Consider the following 25319-nt stretch of genomic DNA (forward strand, 5'->3'; position numbering starts at 1 on the left):
TAAAGGACGAACCAGACAGGAAATAACAGACAGACCGTCAGGGGACGAAGACCGCCAGGGACTTGGCGATCTGGCCGTGCTCCTCCACCAGCGCCACCAGGGTGCCGTCGGGGCCGAACACCCCGATCGGCCCGCTCCCCATGCCCAGCGCGGGCAGCCGCCCGCCGTGTGCGACGGAACCCGCCTCCTCGGCGGTCACGTCCCGGCGCGGGAAGGCCGCCGCGACCGCGTCGGCCATCGGCAGGATCACGCACTCGGCGGCGAGCCGCTCCAGGGTGTGGGCCGCCGACAGGTCGTAGGGGCCCACCCGGGTGCGGCGCAGGGCGGTCAGGTGCCCGCCGACCCCCAGGCCCGCGCCCAGGTCGCGGGCGAGCGCGCGGATGTAGGTGCCGCTGGAACAGGTCACCGAGGCGTCGACGTCGACGAGGTCACCGTGCCGGCGTACGGCGGTGATCTCGAAGCCGGACACGGTCACCGGACGAGGCTTGAGCTCGACCTCCTCGCCCGCCCTGGCCCGCTTGTAGGCCCGCTCGCCGTTCACCTTGATGGCGCTGACCTGCGGCGGGATCTGCATGATCGGGCCGGTCAGCGCGGCGACGCCCTTTCTGACGTCCTCCTCGGCGACCCGCGCCGCCGACGCCGTGGCGAGGATCTCGCCCTCGGCGTCGTCGGTGTTGGTGGACTGGCCGAGGCGGATCGTGGCGTCGTAGCCCTTCTCGGTGAGCGCCAGGTGGCCCAGCAGGCGGGTGGCCTTCTCGACGCCGACCACCAGCACTCCGGTGGCCATCGGGTCGAGGGTGCCCGCGTGGCCGACCTTGCGGGTGCCCGCGATGCCGCGGAGCTTGGCCACGACGTCGTGCGAGGTCCACTCGGCGGGCTTGTCAACGATGATCAGCCCGCTGGGCGGCGGGGTGCGCTTGGCGCGAGCCGTACTCATTTTGGTCCTTACAGGCGTGCCGGGAAGGTTTTACAGCAGTGCCCGGAGACTCGCGATCGTCTCCTCGACGGGCTGGTGAGAGGTGAAACCCGCCGCCTTGGCATGCCCGCCGCCTCCCAGCGCGGTGCTGACGCGCGAGACGTCCACCCCGCCCTTGGAGCGCATGGAGACCTGCCAGACGCCGTCGTCGTCCTCCTTGAGGATCGTGGCGACATCCGCCTCGTCGGTGCGCCGGATCACGTCGATGATCCCCTCGACCTCGTCGTACGGCAGCCCGTGCTCGGCGCGGTCGGCGCGGGTGACGAACGTCCAGATCAGGCCGCCGCCCACCTCGGGCTCCAGCCGCACCCGGTCGAGCACGACGCCGAGCACCTTCAGGTAGCCGAACGGGGAGCGGTCCCACAGCTCGCGGGCGATCTTCTCGGGGTTGATCCCGGTGGCCAGCAGCCGGGCGGCCATGGCGTGCGCCTCGGGGGTGGTGGAGGAGTGCCTGAAGGAGCCGGTGTCGGTGACGAGCCCGACGTACAGGCAGGTCGCGATGTCCCTGTCGACCGGCAGGCCGAGCCGGTGGAGCAGCTCCTCGGCGAGCACGGCGGTGGCCGCGGCGCCGGGGTCGACCAGGTTGAGGGTGCCGAACCCGGTGTTGGACGGGTGGTGGTCCAGCACGACCAGCTCGTTCGCCTTGATCGTGTTGCCGGTCAGCACGCCGAGACGCCCGACGGTGGGAACGTCGAAGGTGACCATCACCTCGGGCGCGGCGGGATAGTGCGCGGGGTCGGCCAGCAGGTCCTGCCCCGGCAGGAAGCGCAGCAGCCTGGGCACCGTGAAACGCCGGTCGCCGAAGGAGGCCGTGACCCGCTTGCCGGCCGCGCGCAGCGCGAGCCCGACGCCCAGCATGGAGCCGAGCGCGTCGCCGTCGGGCGAGACGTGGCAGGCCAGCGCGATCTCGTCCGCCGAGGAGATGAGCTCGACGGCCCGGGCCCAGTCTTGACCGGACACCGGGCCGTCGTCGCGCAGGTCGGGCATCACGTCGCGGAGTGTCCCGCGCGTTCCGAGGATTCGTCTTCCTCGTCCCCGGAGCCGTCGCCGTCTTCCCTGTCCTCGGGCTTGCGGTAGGGGTCGGCGTCGCCGGCGTGCGCGGCTCCCTCGGCCCGCTTGGCGATCTCCACATCCCTGGCCTTCGCCTCGGCGAGCAGGTCCTCCAGGTGACGGGCGGTGTCGGGGAGCGGGTCGTGGGTGAACGTCAGCGTCGGCGTGTGGCGCAGGCCCGTCTGGCGGCCCACCTCCGAGCGGATGAGCCCCTTGGCGCTCTCCAGTGCCACGGCGGAGTCGGCCCGCTCCGCCTCGGAGCCGAACACGGTGTAGAACACCGTGGCCTCGCCCAGGTCGTTGGTGATGCGCGTGTCCGTCACGGTCACGAACCCCAGCCTGGGGTCCTTGATACGGCGCTCCAGCATCTCCGCCACGATCTGCTGGATCCGATCGGCGATCTTGCGCGCGCGTGCGGCGTCCATAGCTCCCCCCTTCTCACGGGGATGGCCGGTAGCGGTAGGGGTGCTACCGCGACCGGCCGTCTCCGTATCTAGTCTTCGTCCTCGTTGTAGAGCCGATGTCTGGCGGACAGCAGCTCGATCTCCGGGTGGAAGGCGATCAGGCGCTCGCAGTCGTCGAGCACCGCGCCGCAGTTGGCGGCGGTGGAGGAGACGACCGCGATCCCGATCTCGGTACGGCGATGCAGGTCAAGATGGCCGGTCTCCGCGACGGCCACACCCGGGAACCGTCGCTGTACCTCGGCGACGATGGGACGTACCACCGAGCGCTTCTGCTTCAGCGAGTGGACGTCGCCGAGCAGGATGTCCAATGTCAGGGCACCTACATACATAGTGGGTCACTCGCCACGGTTGTCGCCGTGCCACGGGCGCGGGCCCCGCCCACCGGCCGCGCCCCCGAGGGGCGCGGCCGGTGAAACGGTTCCTCTGCCTGTCGAGGCATCAGGCTCGCGGCTTCTCCCGCATCTCGAAGGTCTCGATGACGTCATCGATCTTGATGTCGCTGTAGCCGACACCGATGCCGCACTCGAACCCTTCGCGGACCTCGGTCGCGTCGTCCTTGAAACGGCGCAGCGAGGAGACGGTGAGGTTGTCGGAGATGACGACCCCGCCGCGGATGATCCGGGCCTTGCTGTTGCGGACGATCGTGCCCGAGCGGACCAGAGCACCGGCGATGTTGCCGATCTTCGGCACCTTGAAGACCTCGCGGACTTCGGCGGTGCCCATCTGGACCTCTTCGAACTCCGGCTTGAGCATGCCCTTGAGGGCCGCCTCGATCTCCTCGATCGCCTGGTAGATGACCGAGTAGTAGCGGATGTCGACGCCCTCGCGCTCGGCCAGATCGCGCGCCCTGACCTCGGGACGCACGTTGAAGCCGATGATGACGGCGTTGTCGTCGGCGACCGCCAGGTTGACGTCGTACTCGGTGATCGCACCGACGGCGCGGTGGAGCACCCGCAGGCGCACCTCGTCGCCGACGTCGATCTTGAGCAGCGCGTCTTCCAGAGCCTCGACGGAACCGGAGACGTCGCCCTTGATGATGAGCTTGAGCTCGTCGACCTGGCCCTTCTCCATCTCGCTGAAGAGCTCTTCGAGGGTGCGGCGACGGCCGGACTTGGCCATGTCCGCGATGCGCTTGCGCGCGGCCCGCTGCTGGGCGATCTGGCGCGCCATCCGGTCGTCGGTGACGACGATGAAGTTGTCACCGGCACCCGGCGTCGCGGTCAGACCGAGGACCTGCACCGGACGGGACGGGTCGGCCTCCGGGATCGCCTCGCCCTTGTCGTCGAGCATCGCCCGGACGCGGCCGAAGGCCTCGCCACAGACGATCGAGTCGCCGACGCGGAGCGTGCCGCGCTGGACCAGCACGGTCGCGACCGGGCCGCGGCCCTTGTCGAGGTGCGCCTCGATGGCGACGCCCTGGGCGTCCATCGTGGCGTTGGCCCGCAGGTCGAGCTCGGCGTCCGCGGTGAGCAGGATGGCCTCGAGCAGCTGCTCGATGCCGATCCCGTTCTTGGCGGAGATGTCGACGAACATCGTGGTGCCGCCGTACTCCTCGGCGACCAGACCGTACTCGGTGAGCTGGGCGCGCACCTTGCCCGGGTCCGCCCCCTCCTTGTCGACCTTGTTGACCGCGACGACGATCGGCACGTCGGCCGCCTGGGCGTGGTTGAGCGCCTCGACGGTCTGCGGCTTCACGCCGTCGTCGGCTGCGACGACCAGGACGGCGATGTCGGTCACCTTGGCGCCTCGGGCACGCATGGCGGTGAACGCCTCGTGACCCGGGGTGTCGATGAAGGTGATCTTCCGGTCTTCGCCCTCGTGCACGGTGGCGATCTGGTAGGCACCGATGTGCTGGGTGATGCCACCGGCCTCCCGCGCCACCTCGTTGGTGTTGCGGATGGCGTCGAGCAGCTTGGTCTTACCGTGGTCGACGTGACCCATGACGGTCACCACCGGCGGGCGCGCGACCAGGTCGGACTCGTCGCCCTCGTCCTCGCCGAACTCGATGTCGAAGGTCTCCAGGAGCTCGCGGTCCTCCTCCTCCGGGCTGACCACAAGCAGGTTGTAGTCGAGCTCGGCGGCCAGAAGCTGGAGCGTCTCCTCGTTGACCGACTGCGTGGCGGTCACCATCTCGCCCAGGTGCAGCATGATCTGCACCAGGGACGCCGGGATCGCGCCGATCTTGTCGGCGAAGTCCGACAGGGAGGCGCCGCGCGACAGGCGGATCGTCTGCCCGTTGCCGCGAGGGGCCTGCACGCCGCCGATCGCCGGGGCCTGCATGTTGTCGAACTCTTGACGCCGCTGGCGCTTGGACTTGCGACCGCGGGTCGGGCGTCCTCCGGGACGGCCGAACGCGCCCGCGGTGCCTCCACCGCGACCACGGCCACCGCCGCCGGGACGGCCGGCGAAACCGCCGCCGCCACCACCGGGACCACCGGTTCCGGTGCCGGGACGGCCTGCGCCGCCACCGCCACCCGGACGGCCGGCGAAACCGCCGCCACCACCGGGACGACCGCCGCCACCACCGGGACGGCCTGCGCCGCCACCACCGGGACGACCGGCACCCGCACCGCCGCCGGGACGGCCTGCGCCGCCACCGCCGCCACCGGGACCGGCGGGCCGGCCCTGGGGCATCATCATCGGGCTGGGACGGGGACCACCGGGACGCGGGCCACCGGGGCCACCCGCGCCGCCACCGGGCCTCGGACCACCGGCACCGGGCCCCGGACGCGGGCCACCGGATCCGGGCGGGCCGGAACGGGCGCCGGGCGGACGGGGACCGGCGTTGTCGCGGTCCTGGCGAGGACCGCGGTCCTCGCGGGGGCCGGGACGCGGTCCTCTGTCGCCGGGGCCGCCGTCACGGCCGGGTCCACCGGGACCACCCGGGCCGCCGGCGCGCGGCGGACGGGCCTGGCCCATGCCGCTGGCGTTGGACGAGAACGGGTTGTTGCCGGGGCGCGGGCCACGCGGGCCCGGACGCGGGCCGGGCTTGGGCGCACCGGCGCCGGGGGCACCGGCACCGGGCCTGGCACCCGAAGGCGCTCCACCCGGACCACCCGGGCCACCCGGGCCACCCGCGGGACGACCGCCCTCGGGACGCGCCTCGGGGCGCTGGGCGGGACCCGGACGCGGCGCGGGCCTGGGGCCCGGCTTGGGGCCAGGGCCCGCGGCCGCCGGGCGGCCGCTGTCTGTGCGGGGTGCCTCGAACCGCGGGGCCTGCACCTGCGGCGGCTGCTGACGCGGCGGCTGCGGGGGCTGGACCGGCGGAGCCGGGGGAACGACAGGCGGAGCCGCCTGCGGCGCGGGGGCCGCGGGACGAGCCTGTGGCCCCGGACGAGGACCCGGCCTGGGGGCCGGTCCCGGCTTGGGGGTTGATGTCGACGCCGAGGGGGCGCCGTTCGGCTGGCCGTCACCCGGCCGAGGTGCCGCCTGAGGCGGCCTGGGGCCTCTGCCCCTGTCGGACGAGCCCTTACTGGGGCCGCCCAAAGCTTCCGTGAGCCTGCGGACTACCGGTGCTTCGATAGTCGAGGACGCCGAACGCACGAACTCGCCCATCTCCTGGAGCTTGGCCATAACGACCTTGCTCTCCACACCGAACTCCTTGGCGAGCTCGTATACGCGGACCTTCGCCACTGCACTCCCTTGTCTCGGCCCGGGAGGCGGTGCCGCCGGACCGTCGTTACGTTGACGTACTCATCGCCGCATGCTCATCAGGCGCTCATAGCTATCTGACCAGCCCATCAAATCGGCGTCCTACATGACAGTCGGTAACCATTTCACCCGATCCTTTCAGCCTGTTGCTCTTCCAGGTGGCCGCGCAGCCGCGACAGGTCGAGTGTTTCCGCGACGCGAAAAGCACGCGGAAACGCTCGGCGACGCTCTGCGAGTTCGAGACAGCTCAGGGTGGGATGCAGTGAAGCACCACGCCCACGGAGTCGTCTTCGCAGGTCAGGGACGATAACGCCCTCGACCACCACCAGGCGGAGCAGCTCGGAGGAAACCGTGCGAACCCGGCACCCCACACATGTTCTCAGTGGGGCAGCCTGGCCACCATATTCCAGCTTACCGTGTGGACGCATCTGCGGAACCGGCCGCGTCCCCCGGCTGGGTGTCGGGACGGATGTCGATCCGCCAGCCGGTGAGGCGGGCGGCCAGCCGGGCGTTCTGGCCCTCCTTGCCGATGGCGAGGGAGAGCTGGTAGTCCGGCACGGTCACGCGCGCCGCGCGGCCGTCGAAGTCGATCACCTCTACGTGGGAAACGCGGGCCGGGGACAGCGCATTCCCCACGAAGTCCGCGGGGTCCTCCGACCAGTCGATGATGTCGATCTTCTCGCCGTGCAGCTCCGTCATCACGTTGCGTACCCGTGAGCCCATCGGGCCGATGCAGGCGCCCTTGGCGTTCACCCCCGGGCGCCGCGACCTGACCGCGAGCTTGGTGCGGTGACCGGCCTCGCGGGCGACGGCGGCGATCTCGACCGTGCCGTCGGCGATCTCGGGCACCTCCAGCGCGAAGAGCTTCTTCACCAGGCCGGGGTGGGTGCGCGACAGGGTCACCGAGGGGCCCTTGTGGCCCTTCTTGACCTGCACCACGTAGCAGCGGATGCGGTCGCCGTGGACGTACTCCTCGCCCGGGACCTGCTCGCTGTGCGGCAGCACCGCCTCGATCTTGCCCAGGTCGACCAGGACGACCCTCGGGTCCTTGCCCTGCTGGATGACTCCCGCCACCAGCTCGCCCTCGCGGCTGGCGAACTCACCGAAGTTGATCTCGTCCTCGGCGTCGCGGAGCTGTTGCAGGATGACCTGCTTGGCCGTGGTCGCGGCGATGCGGCTGAAGTTGCCCGGGGTGTCGTCGAACTCCCTGAGCACCTCCCCGCTCTCGTCGTCGAGCTCGGCGGCGAAGATCGTCACGTGCCCGGACTTGCGGTCGAGCTCGGCGCGCGCCTTGGCCGCCGCGCCCTCGCTTCGGAAATACGCGATCAGCAGCGCGTCCTCGATCGCCTTGACGACCAGGTCGAAGGAGATGTCCTTCTCCCGCTCCAGGCTGCGCAGGACGCTCATGTCAATGTCCACGAGGCTTCCCCCTTAGCCCTCGTCGCCGTCTTCGCCGTCGTCTTCGGCGTCGTCGAGCCGGCGGAATTCCACCTGCACCCGTCCTCGGGTCAGGCCCTCATAGTCGATGCGGCGCGGCGCGCCGTCGACGTCCAGCTCCACGCCGGTCTCGTCGGTGGCGACGATCCGGCCCTCCACGGCGGTGCCGTCCTTCAGGTCGGCCTTGACCAGCCTCTTCACCGCGCGGCGCCAGTGGCGCGGCTCGGTCAGGGGACGGTCGACTCCCGGAGAGGAAACCTCGAGCACGTACGGGGTGGCCCCCATCGCCTCGTCGGCGTCCAGCGTCGCGGAGACGGCGTGGCTGACCTCCGCGACGTCGTCGAGGCTCACGCCCCCGTCACGATCGACCACGACACGCAGCAGCCGCCGCTTGCCCGCGGGGGTGACCGTGACGTCCTCCAAGTCGAGCCCTTCGGCTCCGACGACAGGTTCCAGAAGCTCTATCAGGCGGTCGCGGGATGTGGCGCTGCCCATGCCGACCTCCCATTGTCACGATCTCAGCCGGGCGGACCTCGCCCATGCGATTAACCAGCCTATCCACACCAGGGCGTAGAAACAGCGCCACTCGGTGTGGCGGAGCCGCCCGAGAAGCGAGGTGAGTGCCATTATTCCAAGCCCGTACGATGCTAAGTGCGTCAGCTGCCGAAACAGAACCGGAGGTCGTCGTGCGTTCCGTCTCCCGGCGCGCCCTGTTGCGGGGCGGTGCTCTCGGGGTGGCGGCCGTGACGGTCGCGGGGTGCGCCGCCGAGGAGCGGGTGCCGCCCGTGGCCGCGCCGCCCGACCCCGAGACCCTGCTCCTGCGTGAGCTGATCGCGGGCAAGGAACGGACCGTCGCCCTGTACGCGGCCGCCTCGGCCCGGCTCGAACCCTTCAGGCAGCGGCACGAGGCCCATCTGGCCGAGCTCCGCCGCCGCCTCCCGCCCGCCCCGGCGTCCGCGGCCGCGACCCCCGCGCCGTCGCCCACCCCCTCCCCGTCCGGGAGCGCGGCTCAGGGCGCCACGTCGGTACGGGCCCTGCGGGACCTGGAGCGCAAGGCCGCGGCGCTGCGCACCCGCCAGATCGAGGGCGTGTCGCCCCCGCTGGCCCAGCTGCTCGCGTCCATCGGCGCCTGCGAGGCCGCGCACGCCCTGGCCCTGTCGAGGTCGTTGTGAGAGGCGCCGCGGCCGACCGGGGGCTCGCCACGGCGCTGGCGGCCGAGCACGCCGCCGTGTACGCGTACGGGGTCCTCGGGGCCAGGACCACGGGCAGGCTGCGCGTGGCGATGACGGTGGCCTACAACGCCCACCGGGCCCGCCGCGACCAGCTCCGCACGATGATCATCACCGCGGGCGGCACGCCCGCCGAGCCGGCGGCGGTCTACGAGCTCCCGGTCATGCCGTCCAGCGCGGCGCAGGCGGTGGAGCTGGCCGTGCTGGTCGAGCGGGGGGTGACCGGCGCCTACCTGGAGCTGGCGGCGTCCGCGGACACCGACCTGCGCAGGATCGGCGCGCTGGTCATGCAGGAGTGCGTCACCCGCTCCTACAGCCTGCGTCCCGAGATCGAGGCCTTTCCCGGCATGCCGCCCCGGACGGCGCCCGAACCCACCGCCACCCCCACGGCGACCACGTCCCAGTGACGTTTCCCGCCCGTTCTCACGGGTGACCGCCCTCCCGGCGGAAAGGCGGGAGGCGCACTGGTCAGCGCGGAAATCCGTGTCCTGCAGAGCTCTCCGGATTCGCGGGCCACGACGCGAACCCGCTTTCGGCCATGTTTGCATCGCGTCCGCCGGGTAGCTGAATGTCGCGACATACGCCTAAGGAGGAAGTAATGGGCTGGGGATATCGGAAATCCATGAAGTTCGGTCCGTTCCGTCTTAACCTTTCGCGGGGCGGAGTGGGCCACAGCTGGGGAAACCGCGCCTTCAGGGTCACCAAGACGGCCGACGGGCGCCGCACCCTGAGCATCAACCTTCCCGGCGGCTTCCACTGGCGCAAGACGCTCAGCGGTAACGGCAACCGCCGCTGATGGGCATTACCCGGGAACCGTTCGCCGGCGTCACTCGTTCTCATGACACGACGCGAGGTTTCCGGAAGTCCGGGGAGAAGGCAATGGGCTGGGGATACAGGAAGTCGATCAAAGTCGGTCCCTTCAGATTCGACCTGTCTCCGAGGGGGGTCGGCCACAGTTTCGGCAATCGTAGATTCCACGTCACCAGAACTCCTGACGGCCGCAAATACGTGACCGTCAACCTGCCGGGCGGATTCCACGTGGGCAAGGCGATCGGCCGGAGTTCCCGGCACCGTCACCACCACTACTGACGCGGGGCCACACACGTAAAAGGAGCGGCCCACCCCTTCGAAGGGGTGGGCCGCTCTCACGCGTTCGGGGTGGCAGGCCTCCTTCAGGAAGCGGCCGGGGTCACCCCTGGCAGGCCGCCACGACGCGGTCGACGGCCTCGGCGAGCGGGATCTCCTCCTTGGCGCCGGTGGCGCGGTCGCGCAGCTCCACGACGCCCTGGGCGAGACCTCGGCCGACGATCAGGATCGTCGGCATGCCGAGCAGCTCGGCGTCCTTGAACTTCACACCCGGCGAGACGCCCGGACGGTCGTCCACCAGGACGCGCAGCCCGCGGCCCTCCAGCTCCTCGGCGATCCGGGTGGCGGCCTCGACCTGACCGTCCTTGCCGGTGCCCACGATGTGGACGTCGGCGGGGGCGACCTCGCGGGGCCAGACCAGCCCGAGCTCGTCGTGCGTCTGCTCGGCCAGCACCGCCACGGCCCGGGAGACGCCGATGCCGTAGGAGCCCATGGTGACGCGGATCGGCTTGCCGTCGGGGCCGAGGGCGTCGAGCTTGGCGGCGTCGGCGTACTTGCGGCCGAGCTGGAAGATGTGGCCGATCTCGATGCCGCGGTCGATGGACAGGCCGGAGCCGCAGACCGGGCAGGCGTCGCCCGCGCGGACCTCGGCGGCCTCGATGGTGCCGTCGGCGACGAAGTCACGGCCGGCGACGACGTCCGCGGCGTGCTTGCCGGGCTCGTTGGCGCCGGTCACCCAGGCGGTGCCGTCGACCACGCGGGGGTCAACGAGATAGCGGATGCCGAGGTCCTTGAGGACCTGGGGGCCGATGTAGCCGCGGACCAGGCCGGGGTGCCTGGCGAAGTCCTCGGCCTCGAAGATGGTGGGCTCGCCGGGGGCCAGGGAGGCCTCCAGCCGCTTGAAGTCGACCTCGCGGTCTCCGGGCACGCCGACGATCAGGGTCTCGGTCTTGCCCGAACCGGGGACGGTCACCTTGACCACGATGTTCTTGAGCGTCTGGGCGGCGGTGACGCCGAGGCCGTGGTGCTCGTTGACGTGGTTGACGAGTGACTCGATGGTCGGGGTGTCGGGGGTGTCGAGCACCCGCATGGCGGGGCGCTCACCGGTGATCGCGGCCGGCGCGGTGGTGACGACGGCCTCCGCGTTGGCCGCGTAGCCGCAGTTGTGGCAGGCCACGAAGGTGTCCTCGCCGGTGGCGGCCGGGGCGAGGAACTCCTCCGAGGCCGAGCCGCCCATCGCCCCGGACGTGGCGAAGCAGATCTTGTAGGCGATGCCGAGCCGGTCGAAGGTCTTGATGTAGGTCTCGCGGTGGCGCTCGTAGGAGCGCTTGAGGCCGTCGTCGTCGAGGTCGAAGGAGTAGGAGTCCTTCATGACGAACTCACGCCCGCGCAGGATGCCGGCCCGGGGACGGGCCTCGTCGCGATACTTGGTCTGGATCTGGTAGAGGGTCACCGGATAGTCCTTGTAGGAGGCGTACTCCCCCTTGACCATGTCGGTGAACATCTCCTCGTGGGTGGGCCCGAGGAGATAGTCGGCCCCCTTGCGGTCCTTGAGGCGGAAGAGCGTGTCGCCGTACTCGGTCCAGCGGCCGGTCGCCTCGTAGTATTCGCGGGGCAGCAGGGCGGGGAAGAGCACCTCCTGACCGCCCATCCGGTTCATCTCCTCGCGCACGACGCGCGTGACGTTCTCCAGGACCGTCTTGCCGAGCGGCAGCCAGGAGTAGACGCCGGGTGCGACGCGGCGGACGTAACCGGCGCGGACGAGCAGCTTGTGGCTCGGGACTTCCGCATCTGCCGGGTCGTCCCTCAGCGTTCGAAGAAACAGCGACGACATGCGCAGCAGCACGGCTACTCCTAGTTAGCGAGGTTCGGTGTTCTACAGGCTATCGAGTCTCGCAAGCCGATTGGCTGCCGTCGACCGCTTCCGGGCCCGGCGGCGGGGCCTCAGAGCCCTGTGAGGAAGACGAAGTAGGAGGCCCCGAGGATCAGGGCGATCAGCGCGGAGCAGGCCCGGTCGCATCCGCGTCCCAGCGAGATCAGCATTCCCAGCGTGATCGCGACCACCACCGCGACGCCCCACGGCCAGAAACCGGGGACGTGCTCGGGCCCGCCGGGCATCGCCTTGTCGATCCCGTCGAACAGGGCCAGCCCGGCCGCGCTGCCGGCCGCGACGTCTCCCCAGCGGTCGAAGCGTTTGGCGAGGTAGGACAGGATGCCGATCGCGACGAGGTTCGCGATCATGAGGTTCATCGAGGCGCCGTCGTCGCCGAGGCTGATGCGCCAGGCGTTCGACGCGAAGATCGTGGCGACGAGCATCGAGAGTATCGGCCCGAACGCGGCCAGCACGCTGGAGAGCACCGCCCAGCCGAAGCTCGCCGCGGTCCGTCCCGTGACGACGACGAGGAGGAGATACGCGTACGGGTTGTAGAGCGCGTACAACAGCGCGGGCCCGTAGGCCAGCAGCGCTCCGACACCGCCGAGCAGCATCCCCACGAAAAGCGAGAGGACCATGTGCCGGAGAATGGCGCGATCCCGGCGGTCTCTCGCGACGAAGTCAAGCGTGTAATTACGTTCTACCAAAGCCACCGATCCCCCGATCACACTTGCTAGTGGCTGTCAGCAGTGTATCTGACCAGGGATAACTCCTCGAACGCGTCAAGTTCCGTAAAGTAAACGAGCGCTTGGTCAATCTGTTGTCACGGGCCTTTCCCCGGGCATTGCCATGCCCTTTCCCGAGCGGCGGCCGGAGCCCGGCGACACCGCCCGATCCTTTCTCTCCCGGCATTCCGGGCGCCCTCCGATATCGGGGGCGGTTCACCGCCCCGGACGCCCGGGGCGGGTGCCCGCGCGAGGGAGCGGCACCGGCTCGGCCGCTCCGGGGCGTCAGCCGCCGAGAAGGATCTCCCAGGGGTGGCGGGAGGTGGTTCTGCGAGTGGTGTCGAGCGCCTCGCCGAGGCGGCGCAGACCGGCCCTGCCGTGGAAACGCTCGCGGCGCACGGGATCGACGGCGCGCAGGACGAACGGGACGCCCATCACCTCCAGGGTGGCCTCACCGGCCGTGGCGGGGCCCGAGCGGGCGACCGGGGCGCCCGGACAGCCGGGGTCGCGGACGTGCCTGTCCAGTACGGCGGCGATGTCGGCCGCGCCGGGGCCGTCGCGCCACTCGATGTGCCAGCCGTGGCCGGGCCCGCGCCACCAGGTCAGGTCGCGGCAGGACTCCATGAGCTCCGACTCGCCCGCCAGCGCGGCCATCACCCGCCCGAACGCCTCGTACCTGAGCCCGCAGGAGGACCGGCCCTCCTCGGAGACACCGGGGACACCGGGAACGCCGGGGGAGCCTGAGACGTCCGGGGTGCCGGGAGAGGCGGAGAAAACGGGAAAGGCGGAGGAGCCGGGAGTGTGTCCTGTTCCGTGCGGTCCTCTCGTGTCCTGAAGCGGGCTGTCCTTCGCACGCCGGGCATTTGCTTTGCGGCGTTTCTCCGCTCCTGAACTCACGAGAACCCACTGTGATCCGCCAGGCTTGTCCTCGCAAGTGCTGATTCGGTACCTGACCGTACGCCCCGGGCCCCCGCACCGGCCGGCGCCGGCGCGGGGGCCGGGGAGACGGCGGGAACCGTCAAGAGGAGCTCGTCCGGTCCGGGGCCGAGACCACCGCCTCGCGGTCGTGGAGCCGGACGTCACGCCGGGCCTCGGCGGGCACGGCGTCGCGCCGGGCCTTCACCGGCGTGGCGGCGTTGCGCCGGGCCTCGGCGAGCACGGCGCGGAAGAAGTCGGCGTAGCCGCGCTGCACGAACGCCCCGTACCGCTGGACCTCCGGGTGCCGCTCGCGCAGCCGGTGGAGCGGCACGTTCATCGCAGCGTGGTGCTCGATGTGCAGGTTGTTGCCGTTGGTGTACCAGGTGCTGAACCAGCCTCCGGTGATCGACCGGGTGTTGCGGAGCACGTCGGTGGTGTCGTTGTCGCACAGCACGTGCTCGGGAAGCTCGACCAGGAAGTGCAGCGGCACCGCGACCAGCAGCAGCGGCAGCAGCCACAGCCGTGCCACGATCCCGGCGTGGCCGCTCGCCGCCAGGGCCACGGCCGCGAGCACGAGCAGGCCCAGCCCCACGTGCTCGGCCACGATACGGCGGCGCATCCGGGGCGCGATCGAGCCGAAGGCGTACTGCCACCTGCCGCTCGCGCTGCGGACGCAGTCACCGAGCACGTCGGCGATCCGCCGGTAGTCGAACGCCCCCCGCAGCAGCACGGCCGGGGTCAGCGGTGCCCGGGTGTCGAAGCCGAAGAACTCGGTGTCCCCCGGCGTTCCCAGGGCGCGGTGGTGCTGCAGGTGCCTGATCCGGTAGTGGCTGTAGACCACCAGCAGCGGGAACCCCAGCGGCACCCCGACGATCCGGTGCAGGCGCGCGCCGCGAAAGGCCGCGTGGTGCAGGCACTGGTGCTGCAACTCGACCGCGTGGGTGAACATGGCGCCCAGCAGCACGATCCCGGCCACCGCCGCGAGCGGGTGGGCCGAGAGCGCCAGCCAGGCCCCGAACGCGGTCAGGGCGGCCAGCAGGGCCAGCTTGCCCCAGAAGATCCACTCGTCGCGCCGGCCGACCGCGCTTCTCCTGTAGAGCAGCACCGGCCCCGGGACCGGTGTCTCGGTTACGTCAGTCATCAGGTCCATCTCCAAGAATCGATCAGAGGGCCGGTACGGTCGCGGTCGCCACGGCCCGCCCACGGGTCGCGATCACCGCGGCCCGCCCGTACGGCAGGCGGACAGGCGGACAGGCCGACCCGCAGGCCGGCGAACAGGTCAGCGGCCACTCAGCACGACGACGTGGGTGCTGCCCGCGTCGAGGGTCGTCGCCCGGCCCAGCAGCCCGGCCAGCGCCACCGCTCCCGCCGCCGTGGGGGTGGGGCCGTGGACGGCCAGGGCGTCCCGCGCCCGGAGCAGTTCCGCGTCGCTCGCGCCGAGCACCTCGCCGCCGCCGGACCGGATCGCGTCCATCGCCGCGGCCCCCTGCAACGCGTGCCAGTTGACCAGCGGCTGGTTGTGGTCCGTCGTGGCGACCGCGTCCGGCGCCAGCGGCAGATACTCCCCCGGCCAGCTGGTCACGATCGGGTTGTTGCCGGCCGATCCGACCCCCACGATCCGGGTGGGCCAGCCCAGCGCGACCAGGCGCCGGTGTACGGCGATCGCCGTGGTCCCGTTGCCGACCGGCAGCCAGACGGTGTGCGGGGGGCCGTCCAGCTCCGCGGCGAGGGCGTCGACGACCTCGCCGTGCCCCGCCAGCACCTGGGGCTCGCAGGGACCGTCGACGTTGCCGTCGAGCGCCCCCCTCTCGGCGGCGATCCTCCGCGAGGCGTCCACCGCCTCCTCGTAGCTCCCGTCGACGAGGACCACCCGGGCGCCGAGGGCGCGCATGGCGGCGCCTCCGTCGCTCCAGCCGGAGGGGAGCACGACGGTGACGGCCAGCCCTGCGGCGGCACCCGCGGCGGCCGCGGCGCGACCGTAGTTCCCGCAGGTGGCGACCACCACGTCGCGGTACCCGGCCTCCAGCGCGTGGCGGACGACCGCGCGGGCGGCGGGCTCCTTGTGGCTGCCGGAGGCGTAGCGGGTCTCGTCCTTGATCAGGACACGGACGCCGGGGACGAGCCCGCGCGCCTCGATCAGCGGAGTCTGCCCGGCGTGCTCGGGGAACGGCCCGGCGGGGGCGGCGGGTGGGGAGGTGCTGATGTCGAGCGTCACGGGAGATCCTTCGAGGGGGAACCGACATGGCGGGCGGGGACACCGGGGTCCGGCGGGGCGTGGTCGACAGGCCCGCCGGCCGGCGTCTCCGGGGAACTTGAGGGTGAGGAAGCGGGGCGCGGGGACCCGCCGGGCCGTAACCCGCCGGGCCTGTCCGGACGTCAGGAACGCGTGGTGGCCAGCAGCTCGTCGGCGTGGCGCTGCATGGTGTCCCGGTCGCCGATCCGGGCGGGCGGCAGGGCGTCGGGAAGCTCGTCCTCCAGGAACCGCAGCCTCCGGTGGAGCCAGCCGCGTACCGCCCAGGCCAGCTGTACGAGCCCGCTGACGACGATCAGCAGCGCGAGGCCGCGCCCGGGCCCGGTGCCCAGCAGCGGGCCGACGGAGTCCGCGAGCGCGCCGCCCGGTTCGAGAAGGGGCCGGAACACGTGGTCGGCGAGCGGCCCCACCACCAGGAAGCCCAGCGGCATGGTCAGCATCATCACCGTGATGAAGATGGACAGCACCCGGCCCTGCAGCTCCAGGCCGACCTTGGTCTGCAGCAGCGCGATCCAGTGCCCGTTGATGAGGGACTCGGTGAAGGAGAGGACGAACATGCCCACGACCGCGAACCAGGTGGCCGTGCCGAGGCCGACGAAGGCCATCGCGACGCTGGCGACCCCCATGAAGAAGATCATTCCCTCGGTGCGGCGGCGGGTGCCGCCCCACAGGCTCATGGTGAGCGCGCCGAGCAGGCCGCCCACCCCGCCCGCGGACAGCACCAGCCCGAGAGCCTGCTCGGACTGCTCGATGAGGATCATCGGCGTGATCACCGCGAAGCCCAGCGTGTAGAAGAGGTGGTCGATGACGAAGAAGCGCAGCGCGATCCGCAGGCCCGGCCTGCGGGCGACGTAGCGCCAGCCGTTGGCGATCTCCGTTCCGAACGACTCCTCGCGCCTCCGGAACATCCGGTCGGGGAACCGCACGGCCAGCAGGGTGCCCGCCCCGACCAGGAAGGTCGCCGCGTCCACCAGCAGCACGCCCCGGACCCCGATGACGCCGATCAGGCCCGCCCCGAGCATCGGAGCGAACACCGCGCCGGCGCCGGTGCCCAGCTGGGCGATGCCGTTGGCGTGGCCGAGGTAGCGCTTGGGGACGATCTGTGCCACCGCCGCCAGATAGGCCGGGCGCTGGAAGGCCCCCGCCAGCGAGGTCAGCGCGAGCGCGGCGTACACCTGCCACATCTCCAGCCTGCCGCTGAAGAGCAGGACGGCCAGGACCGCGGTGGCCACCCCCGACGCCGAGTCGGCCGCCAGCATGACCCGCCGCCGGTCCCAGCGGTCCGCGACGGCGCCCGCGATCGGACCGGCGAGGATTCCCGGCAGCAGCCCCACCGCGGACATCACCCCGAAAGCGGTGACGTCGCCGGTGCGCTGGTAGACCCAGATGCTGAGGACCAGCGTGCTCAGGCCGCTGCCCACCAGGGAGACGAACTGGCCGAGCGCGACGAGGGCGAAAATCCCCAGGCTGGGGGCCGCGGCGGCGCCGCGCCCTGTGCCAGCGGTACCGGGCGGGGCGCCGCCGGCACCCCGCCCGGCGTCCCCGGCACCCCGCCGCGTGCCGTCGGCGGCACTCCCGGCCTCGTCCGGATCCTCCCGCGCGGGAGCGGACGGTACGGGCTCGGCTTCCGTCTCCCGCCAGCGCCGGGCGGCGGTGTCGATCACCTCGGCGACCTCGGGGGCCTGGTGCTTGATGAAGAAGTGGCCGCCGCCGGGGATCACGGCGTGCTCGACGCTCTCGGAGAAGTGCGCCCACTCCTGGTGGCGCTCCTGGTGGAGTTCGGTCACCCTGTCGCGCTCCCCCACCAGGCTGAGGATCGGCGAGCGCAGCCTGCGGTACCCGGTCCCGGTGAACGCGGCGGTGAAGTACTCCTCCGCGTCCCGGGCGTCGTGCCGCACGTTGCGCAGGGCGAACGCCTGCTCGGCCGGGTCCTGGAGCTCGGTGAAGCCGCCGCGGGCCCGCAGGAAGGACAGGTACTCGCGGTCGGAGGTGAGGCGGTCGACGGGCAGGACCCGGTAGACCCAGTCGAAGAACCGTCCGGGCAGCCGGGCCGTGGGGAAGCTCGCGCCGAGCACCGTGCCGAGCAGCCGCACTCCCGCCTGCTCCGCCTGCCGGGCCACCTCGACGGTCAGCGCCGTGCCCATGCAGTGCCCGTACAGCACGACCGGGCCGGGGATCTCGCGCATCTCGGCCACCACGAGGGCGGCGAGTTCCTCGCACGGCAGCAGCGGTTCCTCCGGGCGGCCGATGTCGTGGCCCGGCAGTTCCACGGCGTACAGGACGCAGTCATCCGGCAGTGCCTCGGCCACCGGGTGGTAGCTCACGGCCTGCCCGCCCGAGTAGGGGACGCAGACCACGGTGAAGGCCGGGGAGCCGCTTCGCGCGAGATCGCCGGACAGGCGGCGCAGCAGGCGATCCCCGTCCGCGGGGCCGGTTCCCTCGGCGCGGGCGTCGAGCAGGGCGGCGAGCCGGGCGACGGTCGGGTTCTGGTACAGGTCGATCACGCGCAGCGCCGGGTCGATCCGCCGGACCAGGCGGAGGGCGCTGAAGGAGTCGCCGCCCAGGGCGAAGAAGGTGTCGTGACCCCCCACCCGCTCGACCTGCAGGACCTCCGACCACACCTCGGCGATCCGGATCTCGGTGGGCGTGGCGGGCCGGACGTGGCGGGAGGCGTCGGCGCCCTCCGGCGGGGCGGGCAGGGCCCGGCGGTCGAGCTTGCCGTTGGGGGTGAGCGGCAGCGAGGCCAGGGAGACGATGCGGGCGGGGACCATGTGGGCGGGCAGGACGTCCGCGAGCTCACGGCGCAGGTCCGCCTCGTCGGTCACCCCACCCGGCCTGGTCGTCACGTACCCGACCAGCTGGGCGGTTCCACCGGAGATGTCGTGCACGGCGGCCGCGCAGGCGAGGACGTCGGGACGTGCCCCGAGAGCGGCCTCCACCTCGCCCAGCTCGATCCGGTAACCGTTGACCTTGACCTGGTCGTCGAGGCGGCCCAGGAACTCCACCGTCCCGTCGGCGCGGTACCTGGCGCCGTCCCCGGTCCGGTACATGCGCGCGCCCGGCACGAAGGGGTCGGCGAGGAACCGTTCGGCGGTCAGCTCGGGACGGCCGTGATAGCCGGCGGCCACGCCGTCACCGCCCAGATACAGCTCGCCGACGACACCGGGCGGCACCGGGGAGCGCCCGGCGTCCAGGACGTACGCCCGGTTGTTGGCGAAGGGCCTGCCGATGGGCAGGGGCGCCTCGGCGGGCATGCCGTCCGTGTCGCCGTCGAAGTACACGTTGTCGACGGTGACCTCGGTGACGCCGTACGCGTTGACCACCCTGCCGCCGGGCCCGACGAGGCGCCGCGCCTGGCGGTACTCGCGCACGTGCCACTTCTCGCCGCCGCCGATGAGGAGCCGGACGAAGTCCAGCGTGGCGCCGGTGGCTTCCGCGTGGGAGAGCAGCCCGCGCAGGACGGCGGGGACGAGTTCCGTGCACCGCACGCCCTCGCGGCGCATGAGGTCCAGCAGCGCGGCCGGTTCCAGGAGTGCCTCCCGGGGGACCACGACGAGCCGTCCTCCCGTGCACAGGGCGCGCAGCGTCTCGCCGACGAACATGTCGAAGGAGAAGCTGGCCGCCTGCTGGTAGGTCCAGTCGGGGCTCAGCCGGTAGTCGTGCTGCCACATGTGCACGGCGTGCACCAGGTGGCGGTGGGTGACCACCACGCCCTTGGCGCGACCGGTGGAACCGGAGGTGTAGATGACGTACGCCGGGTCGTCGGGCCCGCAGGAGGGGTCGAGGTCGGTGTCCGGAAGCCGGGAGATCGCCGCGCCGTCCGTGTCCAGGGCGAGGACCCGCGGCCACGCTCCGTCACCGGCCACGCCGGGACTGCCCGGTTCGCCGGTTTCCCTGGGTCCGGCGGACGGCGAGGGGGCGAGGCCGGTGCGGGTGACCAGGACGGCGGCGCCGCTGTCCCGGAGCATGTAGCGCAGCCGCTCGGCCGGATAGGCGGGGTCCAGCGGGACGTAGGCCGCGCCGGACTTGAGGACGGCCCACATCGCGGTGAACAGCTCCACCCCCCGGTCCAGGCAGATGGCGACCAGGGCGCCGGGACCGGCGCCGCGCTCCTTCAGGGCGCGGGCCAGGCGGTTGGCGCGGGCGTTGAGCTCACCGTAGGTGACGGTGGTCCCGTCGTGGGTCAGGGCGGGCGCCTCGGGGGTCGCCGAGGCGTGCGCCTCGAAGAGCCGGTGCACCGGCAGGTCGGTGGGCCGCTCCACCCGGACGTCGTTCCACGTGTGGAGGATCCGGTGCCGTTCGGCGTCGGACAGCAGCGGCAGCTCCCCGACGGAACGGTCCGCGGACCCGGCGGCGGCGTCCAGGAGGGTCAGGAGCTGGTCCAGCAGGCGGTCCACGGTCGCCGGCTCGAACAGCTCGGTGGCGAAGTCCGCGCTGAGCACCGGTCCGCCGGCCGGGAAGTCCAGTCCGATCGACAGGTCGACCATCCCGGCCATGGGCGCGGTGTCGCCCGCGTACCGCCAGCGCACCCCCGCCTCCTCCACGCCGCCCGAGGGGGTGTTGTGGACCGTGAGCATCACCGGGCCGAAGGGGTTGCGGTCGAGCGCGGGCGAGAGCCCCAGCAGGGCGGGCAGCGCGGGGAGCGGCAGCTCCTGGTGGTCCAGGTCGGAGACGGTGTCGCGCCGCACCGCGGCCAGCAGCTCCGCGAAGGTGCCGCCCGCGAGGACGTCTCCGCGCAGCGGGAGAATGTTGAGCAGCGGGCCGACGGCCGTCTCCTCGTCCAGGCTGCCACGGCAGGCCACCGGGGCGAGAACGGTGACGTCCTCGCGTCCCGTGACCCGCCACATCAGTGTCCGCACACCGGCGAGCAGGACCATGAACAGGCTCGCGCCGTGGTCGCGGCCGACGGTCTCCAGACGTTCCAGGAGCCCGTCGGGCAGCGGGCGGGCGACACGTTCGGTGCGGTAGGTGCGGGCGGCGGGGCGGGGGCGGTCCGCGGGCAGTTCGACCTCGAGATCGGCTCCCGCCAGGCGGTGCCGCCAGTACGCGGCGAGCGAGGGCCGGGCCGCCCGCGCGGCGCGGACCGCCGCCAGGCGGGAGAAGTCCGTCCCCGGGGCGGGGAGGCGGGCCGGGACGCCGGCGCGGGCCGCGCGGTACAGCTCGGCGAGGTCGGTGAGCACCACCCCGGCCGACCAGCCGTCGAAGGCCGTGTGGTGGACGATGAGCAGCAGTTCGTGGTGGTCCCCCGCCATCCGGAGGAGGACGGCGCGAAGCAGCGGTCCTCGCGCGAGGTCGAACGGCTCCGCGACGGCCCGGCGGCGGATCGCCTCCGCGTCGTGCTCGTCCGGCGCGTCGGCCTCGTCGAGCCTCACCGGACCCGGCGGGTCTACGACGGTGACGGGCCGGCCGTCCTCGCCCGCCGGATACCGGGAGCGCAGGATCGCGTGCCGGGCGGCGAGGGCGTCCAGCGCCTCGCGCAGCGCGACGGTGTCCAGCGGCCCGTCCAGGCGGTAGCGGATGCCGAGATTGTGGACCGGGTTCTCGCCGTAGAGCTGCTCCGCCATCCAGAAGTCGGCCTGCAGGGGGGTGGGGGCCACCTGTCCCCCGTCGTCCGCCGGCGAGTGGTCCTCGTTCGCGAAATGCCCGGCACCGGCGGCGTGGGACTCCCGGAGGACGGCTCCGGCGAGTCCGGAGACGGTGGGGGCCGCGTAGAAGTCGGCCAGGGTGAGCTCGGCGCGGTGAGCGCCGCGAAGCCTGGTGAGAACCCGTACGGCCGCGAGGGAGTCACCGCCGAGCGAGAAGAAGTCCTGGTCATCGCCGATGTCGTGACGGCCGAGGACCTCGGCCCAGATCGCGGTGACGGCGTCGGCGAATCCCCGGTCGGCGGTGTTCCCGGTGTTCCCGGTGTTCCCGGTGCCTCCGACGTTTTCGGCGTTTTCGGCGTTTCCTACGGTGGCCGCGCGTCCACGGGCGATGTCCTCGCCGGTCGCGCGTCCACCGGACGTGTCTCCGGTGGCCGCCGTGCCGACCAGCGCCGCCCGGTCCACCTTGCCCTGGACGGTGATCGGGAAGGACGGGTGGAAGGTGAAGGAGGCGGGCACCATGTGCGCCGGCAGCGACCGTCCGAGCTCCCTCCGGAGGAGCGCGGCGGACGGCACCTCCACGGACGGGGCCTCGGCGGACGGATCAACGGTCTCCACGAGCAGGTGGGCCGCCAGCCTCGGCGCGCCGGGGACCCGCTCGTCGAGGCCCACCACGGCGTCGCGGACCCCGGGCAGGCCGCACAGGGTGGACTCGATCTCGCCGAGCTCGACGCGGAAGCCACGGATCTTGACCTGGTGGTCGTCGCGGCCCAGGAACACCAGCGAGCCGTCGGCGCCCTGTCGGACGCGGTCGCCGGTGCGGTACCAGGCCGTCCGCTGCCCGGCGGGCACGTCGGAGGCCGGGCCCGCGAAGCCGGGGGCCGGACTTCTGCGGTCGGAGACCAGGCCTTCGCGGCCGGGGACCGGACTTCCGGGATCGGAGACCGAACCTTCGCGATCGGAGACCGGACCTTCGGGGTCGGAAACCGGGCCTTCGCGGCCAGGAGCGGGACTTTCGGGGCCGGGGACCGGACCTTCGGGGCCGGGGACCTGCCCCGAGTAGAAGCGCTCGGCCGTGGCCTCCGGCCGGCCGAGGTAGCCGAGCGCGACCGTGGGACCGCCGATGTGCAGCTCGCCCTCCGCTCCCGGGGGTACGGGGCCGCCGTCGGCACCGGCCACCAGGCACCGCACACCCGGAATCGGAAAACCGATGGGTACCGGGCCCTCGCCGTCCCAGTCGCCGAGGTCGGCGACCGTGGCGACCACGGTGGCCTCGGTGGGTCCGTAGGTGTTCAGCAGGCGGGCCCCGGCGCCGGGGCCGCGCCGCCAGGCCCGTACCACCTCGGGCCGCGCCCGCTCACCGCCGATGATCACTAGGCGCAGGGCGGGTGGCCACCGCAGGTCCGGGTCGGACAGGGCTTCGACGAGTTCGTGCCAGTAGGCGGTGGGCAGGTCGAGCACGGTGACACCGAGCTCGTGGCAGCGCTCCAGCAGCAGGTCGGGGCGGCTGATCATGTCGTCGTCACGCACCACCACGGTCGCACCGCGGGTGAGCGCGGGAAAGATCTCCTCCACGCTGGCGTCGAAGCTGAGCGAGGCGAACTGCAGGACCCGGTCGACGCCGGTCAGACCGTACGTCTCCACGGCGGCACCGCAGAAGTGGGCCAGCGCCCGGCCGGACACCGCGACGCCCTTGGGGCGGCCGGTGGACCCCGAGGTGAAGATGACGTAGGCGGCGTCGCCTGGACGATCGTCCCGCGACCACGGGCTGTTCCCCGGTCCCTCGTCGTCACCGTCGCGGGCGTCGGCGGCGAGGAACGAGTCGAGGAACAACAGGTTCGCGGCGGGAGGCAGCACGGTTCGCAGCGCGGTGGTGGTGACCGTGGCCCGAAGACCCGCCTCCTCGGCCATGAGTGCCAGACGGTCGGCGGGATAGGCCGGATCCAGCGGCACGTAACCGGCTCCCGCACCCAGGATCCCGAGCATCGCGACGATCGCGTCCGCTCCCCGGGGCAGGAGCAGGCCGACCAGATCGCCCTCCCCCACCCCGGCGGAGCGGCGAAGCCCGCGGGCGAGCGCACCGGCCCGATCGACCAGGTCGGCGTAACTCAGCACCCCCGAGGCGTCCAGGACCGCGGGAGCGTCAGGGGCCTGACGGGCTTTCGCCTCGACGGCCTCCAGGATCCACCGCGCGCCGCGCGCGCCGGCCGGGAGAGAACGAGGGGCGGGGGATACGGCGGGGACAGCGTTGTCCCGAACCGGGGAGAGCATGGTGCGGTCGGCCTCTCGTCACAGAACTTGACCGCCCGCGTACGCAGGAGTGATCACAGGCGGTAGCGCGTCACCGCCCGGCTACACAGGAGTGATCACAGGCGGTAGTGCAGCAGCGATCCTGCTCTGGTTCGATGAACACAGAAGGTCACAAACGTGATATTCCAGCCGATGCCGAGTGACAACTTGATCATGCGACCGCCCCTCACCCACGAACGACTCGATCATGTGGGCGCGTGAGTCTGGCAGGTTGCCCCCTCGGTGATACAGAATCGAGCAGGGCATCGCGTTCATGACATCCAACGCCGAGGAGGCGATATGTCACTGCGAGTCGCGATCGTGGGGTCAGGACCCGCCGGGATCTATACCGCCGAGGCCCTGACGAAGCAGGCCACCGTTCCTCTCAGGGTGGACGTGCTGGAACGGCTGCCGACTCCGTACGGGCTGGTGCGGTACGGGGTGGCTCCCGACCACACCTCGATCAAGTCGATAGCGGGCTACCTGCGCGGCGTGCTGGAGCTTCCCGAGGTGCGGTTCCTCGGCGGTGTCGAGCTGGGCAAGGACGTCGACGTCACCGACCTGCTCGACTGCTACGACGCCGTCGTCTACTGCACCGGCGCGATGGTGGACCGCCGGATGGGCATTCCCGGCGAGGACCTGCCGGGCAGCGTGGCCGCCACCGACTTCGTCAACTGGTACTGCGGCCACCCCGACATGCCCGCCGACCGCTTCGTCCTCGACAGTCCCGAGGTCGCGGTGATCGGCGTGGGCAACGTGGCGGTCGACGTGGTGCGCGTCCTGGCCAAGACCGCCGAGGAGCTGCGGGCCACGGACGTGCCCGAGGAGGTGCTGGCCCGGCTGGCCGCCAGCGAGGTGAAGACCGTCCACATGATCGGACGCCGGGGGCCCGAGCACGCCAAGTTCACCCTGAAGGAGCTCAGGGAGCTGGGCGAGCTGACCAACGCGGACGTGCGCGTACGACCGGAGGAGTGCGTGGCGGACGTCACGGCCGCGTCCCGGCAGATCCGGGGGAACGTCGAGGTTCTGCAGAGCTGGGCCACCCGCGCCTCCAGGGGCCGTCCCCGGCGGCTGGACGTGCGGTTCTGGATGCGCCCGGTGGAGATCCTCGGCGAGGGGCGGGTGGAGGCGCTCAAGCTGGAGCGCACCCGGCTGGTGGAAGGCCGGGTCGTCGGCACCGGCGAGTTCGAGACCCTCCCGGTCGGCATGGTGCTGCGCTCGGTCGGCTACCAGAGCGTTCCCCTGCCCGGCGTCCCGTTCTCCGAGGCCACCATGACCGTGCCGAACGAGGCCGGCCGGGTCCGCGACCGCGAATACGTCGCGGGCTGGCTCAAACGGGGTCCCACCGGTGTGATCGGCACCAACAAGTCCGACGCCGCCGAGACGGTCCGCACCCTCCTCGCCGACCTGACCGATCGCGATCCGGTACGCCGCGCGGACCTGGACGACCTCCTCGCCGCGCGGGGCGTCCCGCCGATCACCTACGAGCAGTGGCTGTCCATCGAGGCGGCCGAAGCGGCCCTGGCCAGGTCCCTCGACCGGGGCGAGCGGGTGAAGCTCCTCGGCCTCGCCGCCATGCTCACCGCCTGCGACCGGGAACCACGGCCGGGAAGCGACGCGGAGATCGGCTGAACAGACCGCACCGGCCGGACCAGCTGAACAGACCGGACCGGCCGGACGTCGGGGACGGCCGGTGACCAGGACGCGTCCGCACCGGCGTGCCCGTTCGAACCCGCGCGTCCAGCCCGAACCGGCCCCCACTCGAACCGGCACGTCCAGGAGGAGCAC

The 25319-nt window shown here is 72.1% G+C and carries 19 protein-coding genes; 5 read left to right on the top strand and 14 right to left on the bottom strand.

Going from position 1 to position 25319, the window contains the following annotated elements; genetic code table 11:
- Positions 1-37 precede the first annotated feature (37 nt).
- From truB to rimP, 8 genes are all read right to left on the bottom strand, one after another.
- Positions 38-937: a tRNA pseudouridine(55) synthase TruB gene (truB, locus tag ACSDR0_RS03220; RefSeq protein ID WP_435287186.1), complete on the bottom strand. Its 900-nt coding sequence runs from the start codon at positions 935-937 to the stop codon at positions 38-40.
- Between the two features lie 30 nt (positions 938-967).
- Positions 968-1963, bottom strand: coding sequence for a DHH family phosphoesterase (locus ACSDR0_RS03225; RefSeq protein ID WP_435287291.1), 996 nt, complete (start codon positions 1961-1963; stop codon positions 968-970).
- A complete protein-coding gene (gene rbfA / locus ACSDR0_RS03230; RefSeq protein ID WP_435287187.1) occupies positions 1963-2451 on the bottom strand; it encodes a 30S ribosome-binding factor RbfA in 489 nt (162 codons plus the stop codon). Before rbfA ends, ACSDR0_RS03225 begins: the two co-directional genes overlap by 1 nt.
- Before the next feature lie 68 nt (positions 2452-2519).
- The gene (locus ACSDR0_RS03235) at positions 2520-2819 is read right to left on the bottom strand and encodes a DUF503 domain-containing protein (RefSeq protein ID WP_329091737.1); all 300 of its coding nucleotides are present in this window, start codon (positions 2817-2819) and stop codon (positions 2520-2522) included.
- 109 nt (positions 2820-2928) lie between these two features.
- Complete coding sequence (gene infB, locus ACSDR0_RS03240; RefSeq protein WP_435287188.1) at positions 2929-6123, bottom strand: translation initiation factor IF-2; 3195 nt, start codon at positions 6121-6123, stop codon at positions 2929-2931.
- Between the two features lie 143 nt (positions 6124-6266).
- Positions 6267-6569, bottom strand: a complete 303-nt coding sequence (locus ACSDR0_RS03245) for a YlxR family protein (protein ID WP_435287189.1) — start codon at positions 6567-6569, stop codon at positions 6267-6269.
- The gene (gene nusA, locus ACSDR0_RS03250; protein ID WP_435287190.1) at positions 6553-7560 is read right to left on the bottom strand and encodes a transcription termination factor NusA; all 1008 of its coding nucleotides are present in this window, start codon (positions 7558-7560) and stop codon (positions 6553-6555) included. Before nusA ends, ACSDR0_RS03245 begins: the two co-directional genes overlap by 17 nt.
- Positions 7561-7572: 12 nt before the next feature.
- Positions 7573-8073, bottom strand: a complete 501-nt coding sequence (rimP, locus tag ACSDR0_RS03255; protein WP_435287191.1) for a ribosome maturation factor RimP — start codon at positions 8071-8073, stop codon at positions 7573-7575.
- A 191-nt stretch (positions 8074-8264) separates the two neighbouring features.
- On the opposite strand from rimP, the gene ACSDR0_RS03260 reads away from it, so the two are divergent.
- The 4 genes from ACSDR0_RS03260 to ACSDR0_RS03275 all read left to right on the top strand — a co-directional run bounded on the left by ACSDR0_RS03260 (position 8265) and on the right by ACSDR0_RS03275 (position 9896).
- A complete protein-coding gene (locus ACSDR0_RS03260) occupies positions 8265-8750 on the top strand; it encodes a hypothetical protein (RefSeq protein ID WP_435287192.1) in 486 nt (161 codons plus the stop codon).
- A complete protein-coding gene (locus ACSDR0_RS03265; RefSeq protein ID WP_435287193.1) occupies positions 8747-9214 on the top strand; it encodes a ferritin-like domain-containing protein in 468 nt (155 codons plus the stop codon). The genes ACSDR0_RS03260 and ACSDR0_RS03265 overlap by 4 nt, the downstream gene beginning before the upstream one ends.
- 191 nt (positions 9215-9405) lie before the next feature.
- Positions 9406-9603: a DUF4236 domain-containing protein gene (locus tag ACSDR0_RS03270; RefSeq protein WP_435287194.1), complete on the top strand. Its 198-nt coding sequence runs from the start codon at positions 9406-9408 to the stop codon at positions 9601-9603.
- A gap of 83 nt (positions 9604-9686) precedes the next feature.
- Positions 9687-9896, top strand: a complete 210-nt coding sequence (locus ACSDR0_RS03275; protein WP_435287195.1) for a DUF4236 domain-containing protein — start codon at positions 9687-9689, stop codon at positions 9894-9896.
- Between the two features lie 100 nt (positions 9897-9996).
- On the opposite strand, the gene ACSDR0_RS03280 is transcribed toward ACSDR0_RS03275, so the two are convergent.
- From ACSDR0_RS03280 to ACSDR0_RS03305, 6 genes are all read right to left on the bottom strand, one after another.
- Positions 9997-11739 (bottom strand): proline--tRNA ligase, encoded by a 1743-nt coding sequence (locus ACSDR0_RS03280; RefSeq protein ID WP_435287196.1) that lies wholly within the window; start codon positions 11737-11739, stop codon positions 9997-9999.
- A gap of 98 nt (positions 11740-11837) precedes the next feature.
- The gene (locus ACSDR0_RS03285) at positions 11838-12404 is read right to left on the bottom strand and encodes a hypothetical protein (RefSeq protein ID WP_435287197.1); all 567 of its coding nucleotides are present in this window, start codon (positions 12402-12404) and stop codon (positions 11838-11840) included.
- Between the two features lie 372 nt (positions 12405-12776).
- Complete coding sequence (locus ACSDR0_RS03290) at positions 12777-13388, bottom strand: hypothetical protein (RefSeq protein WP_435287198.1); 612 nt, start codon at positions 13386-13388, stop codon at positions 12777-12779.
- Positions 13389-13509: 121 nt separating this feature from the next.
- On the bottom strand, positions 13510-14550 hold the full coding sequence (locus tag ACSDR0_RS03295; protein ID WP_435287199.1) for a fatty acid desaturase family protein: 1041 nt from the start codon (positions 14548-14550) through the stop codon (positions 13510-13512).
- 138 nt (positions 14551-14688) lie between these two features.
- On the bottom strand, positions 14689-15624 hold the full coding sequence (locus ACSDR0_RS03300; RefSeq protein ID WP_435287200.1) for a pyridoxal-phosphate dependent enzyme: 936 nt from the start codon (positions 15622-15624) through the stop codon (positions 14689-14691).
- A gap of 161 nt (positions 15625-15785) precedes the next feature.
- Positions 15786-23513 (bottom strand): amino acid adenylation domain-containing protein, encoded by a 7728-nt coding sequence (locus tag ACSDR0_RS03305; protein ID WP_435287201.1) that lies wholly within the window; start codon positions 23511-23513, stop codon positions 15786-15788.
- Positions 23514-23831: 318 nt separating this feature from the next.
- Here ACSDR0_RS03305 and ACSDR0_RS03310 point away from each other — a divergent pair, with 318 nt between their 5' ends.
- Positions 23832-25163, top strand: a complete 1332-nt coding sequence (locus tag ACSDR0_RS03310; protein ID WP_435287202.1) for an FAD-dependent oxidoreductase — start codon at positions 23832-23834, stop codon at positions 25161-25163.
- The last annotated feature ends 156 nt before the right edge of the window (positions 25164-25319 follow it).

Origin of the sequence: Streptosporangium sp. G11, from assembly GCF_051192615.1 — a bacterium.
Classification (GTDB): Bacteria; Actinomycetota; Actinomycetes; order Streptosporangiales; family Streptosporangiaceae; genus Streptosporangium.

Bases quoted from the DNA above. Each gene is read 5' to 3' on its own strand.
- truB (WP_435287186.1), bottom strand. From the start codon at position 937: ATGAGTACGGCTCGCGCCAAGCGCACCCCGCCGCCCAGCGGGCTGATC.
- ACSDR0_RS03225 (WP_435287291.1), bottom strand. From the start codon at position 1,963: ATGCCCGACCTGCGCGACGACGGCCCGGTGTCCGGTCAAGACTGGGCC.
- rbfA (WP_435287187.1), bottom strand. From the start codon at position 2,451: ATGGACGCCGCACGCGCGCGCAAGATCGCCGATCGGATCCAGCAGATC.
- ACSDR0_RS03235 (WP_329091737.1), bottom strand. From the start codon at position 2,819: ATGTATGTAGGTGCCCTGACATTGGACATCCTGCTCGGCGACGTCCAC.
- ACSDR0_RS03245 (WP_435287189.1), bottom strand. From the start codon at position 6,569: ATGCGTCCACACGGTAAGCTGGAATATGGTGGCCAGGCTGCCCCACTG.
- rimP (WP_435287191.1), bottom strand. From the start codon at position 8,073: ATGGGCAGCGCCACATCCCGCGACCGCCTGATAGAGCTTCTGGAACCT.
- ACSDR0_RS03270 (WP_435287194.1), top strand. From the start codon at position 9,406: ATGGGCTGGGGATATCGGAAATCCATGAAGTTCGGTCCGTTCCGTCTT.
- ACSDR0_RS03275 (WP_435287195.1), top strand. From the start codon at position 9,687: ATGGGCTGGGGATACAGGAAGTCGATCAAAGTCGGTCCCTTCAGATTC.
- ACSDR0_RS03285 (WP_435287197.1), bottom strand. From the start codon at position 12,404: ATGGTCCTCTCGCTTTTCGTGGGGATGCTGCTCGGCGGTGTCGGAGCG.
- ACSDR0_RS03295 (WP_435287199.1), bottom strand. From the start codon at position 14,550: ATGACTGACGTAACCGAGACACCGGTCCCGGGGCCGGTGCTGCTCTAC.
- ACSDR0_RS03305 (WP_435287201.1), bottom strand. From the start codon at position 23,513: ATGCTCTCCCCGGTTCGGGACAACGCTGTCCCCGCCGTATCCCCCGCC.
- ACSDR0_RS03310 (WP_435287202.1), top strand. From the start codon at position 23,832: ATGTCACTGCGAGTCGCGATCGTGGGGTCAGGACCCGCCGGGATCTAT.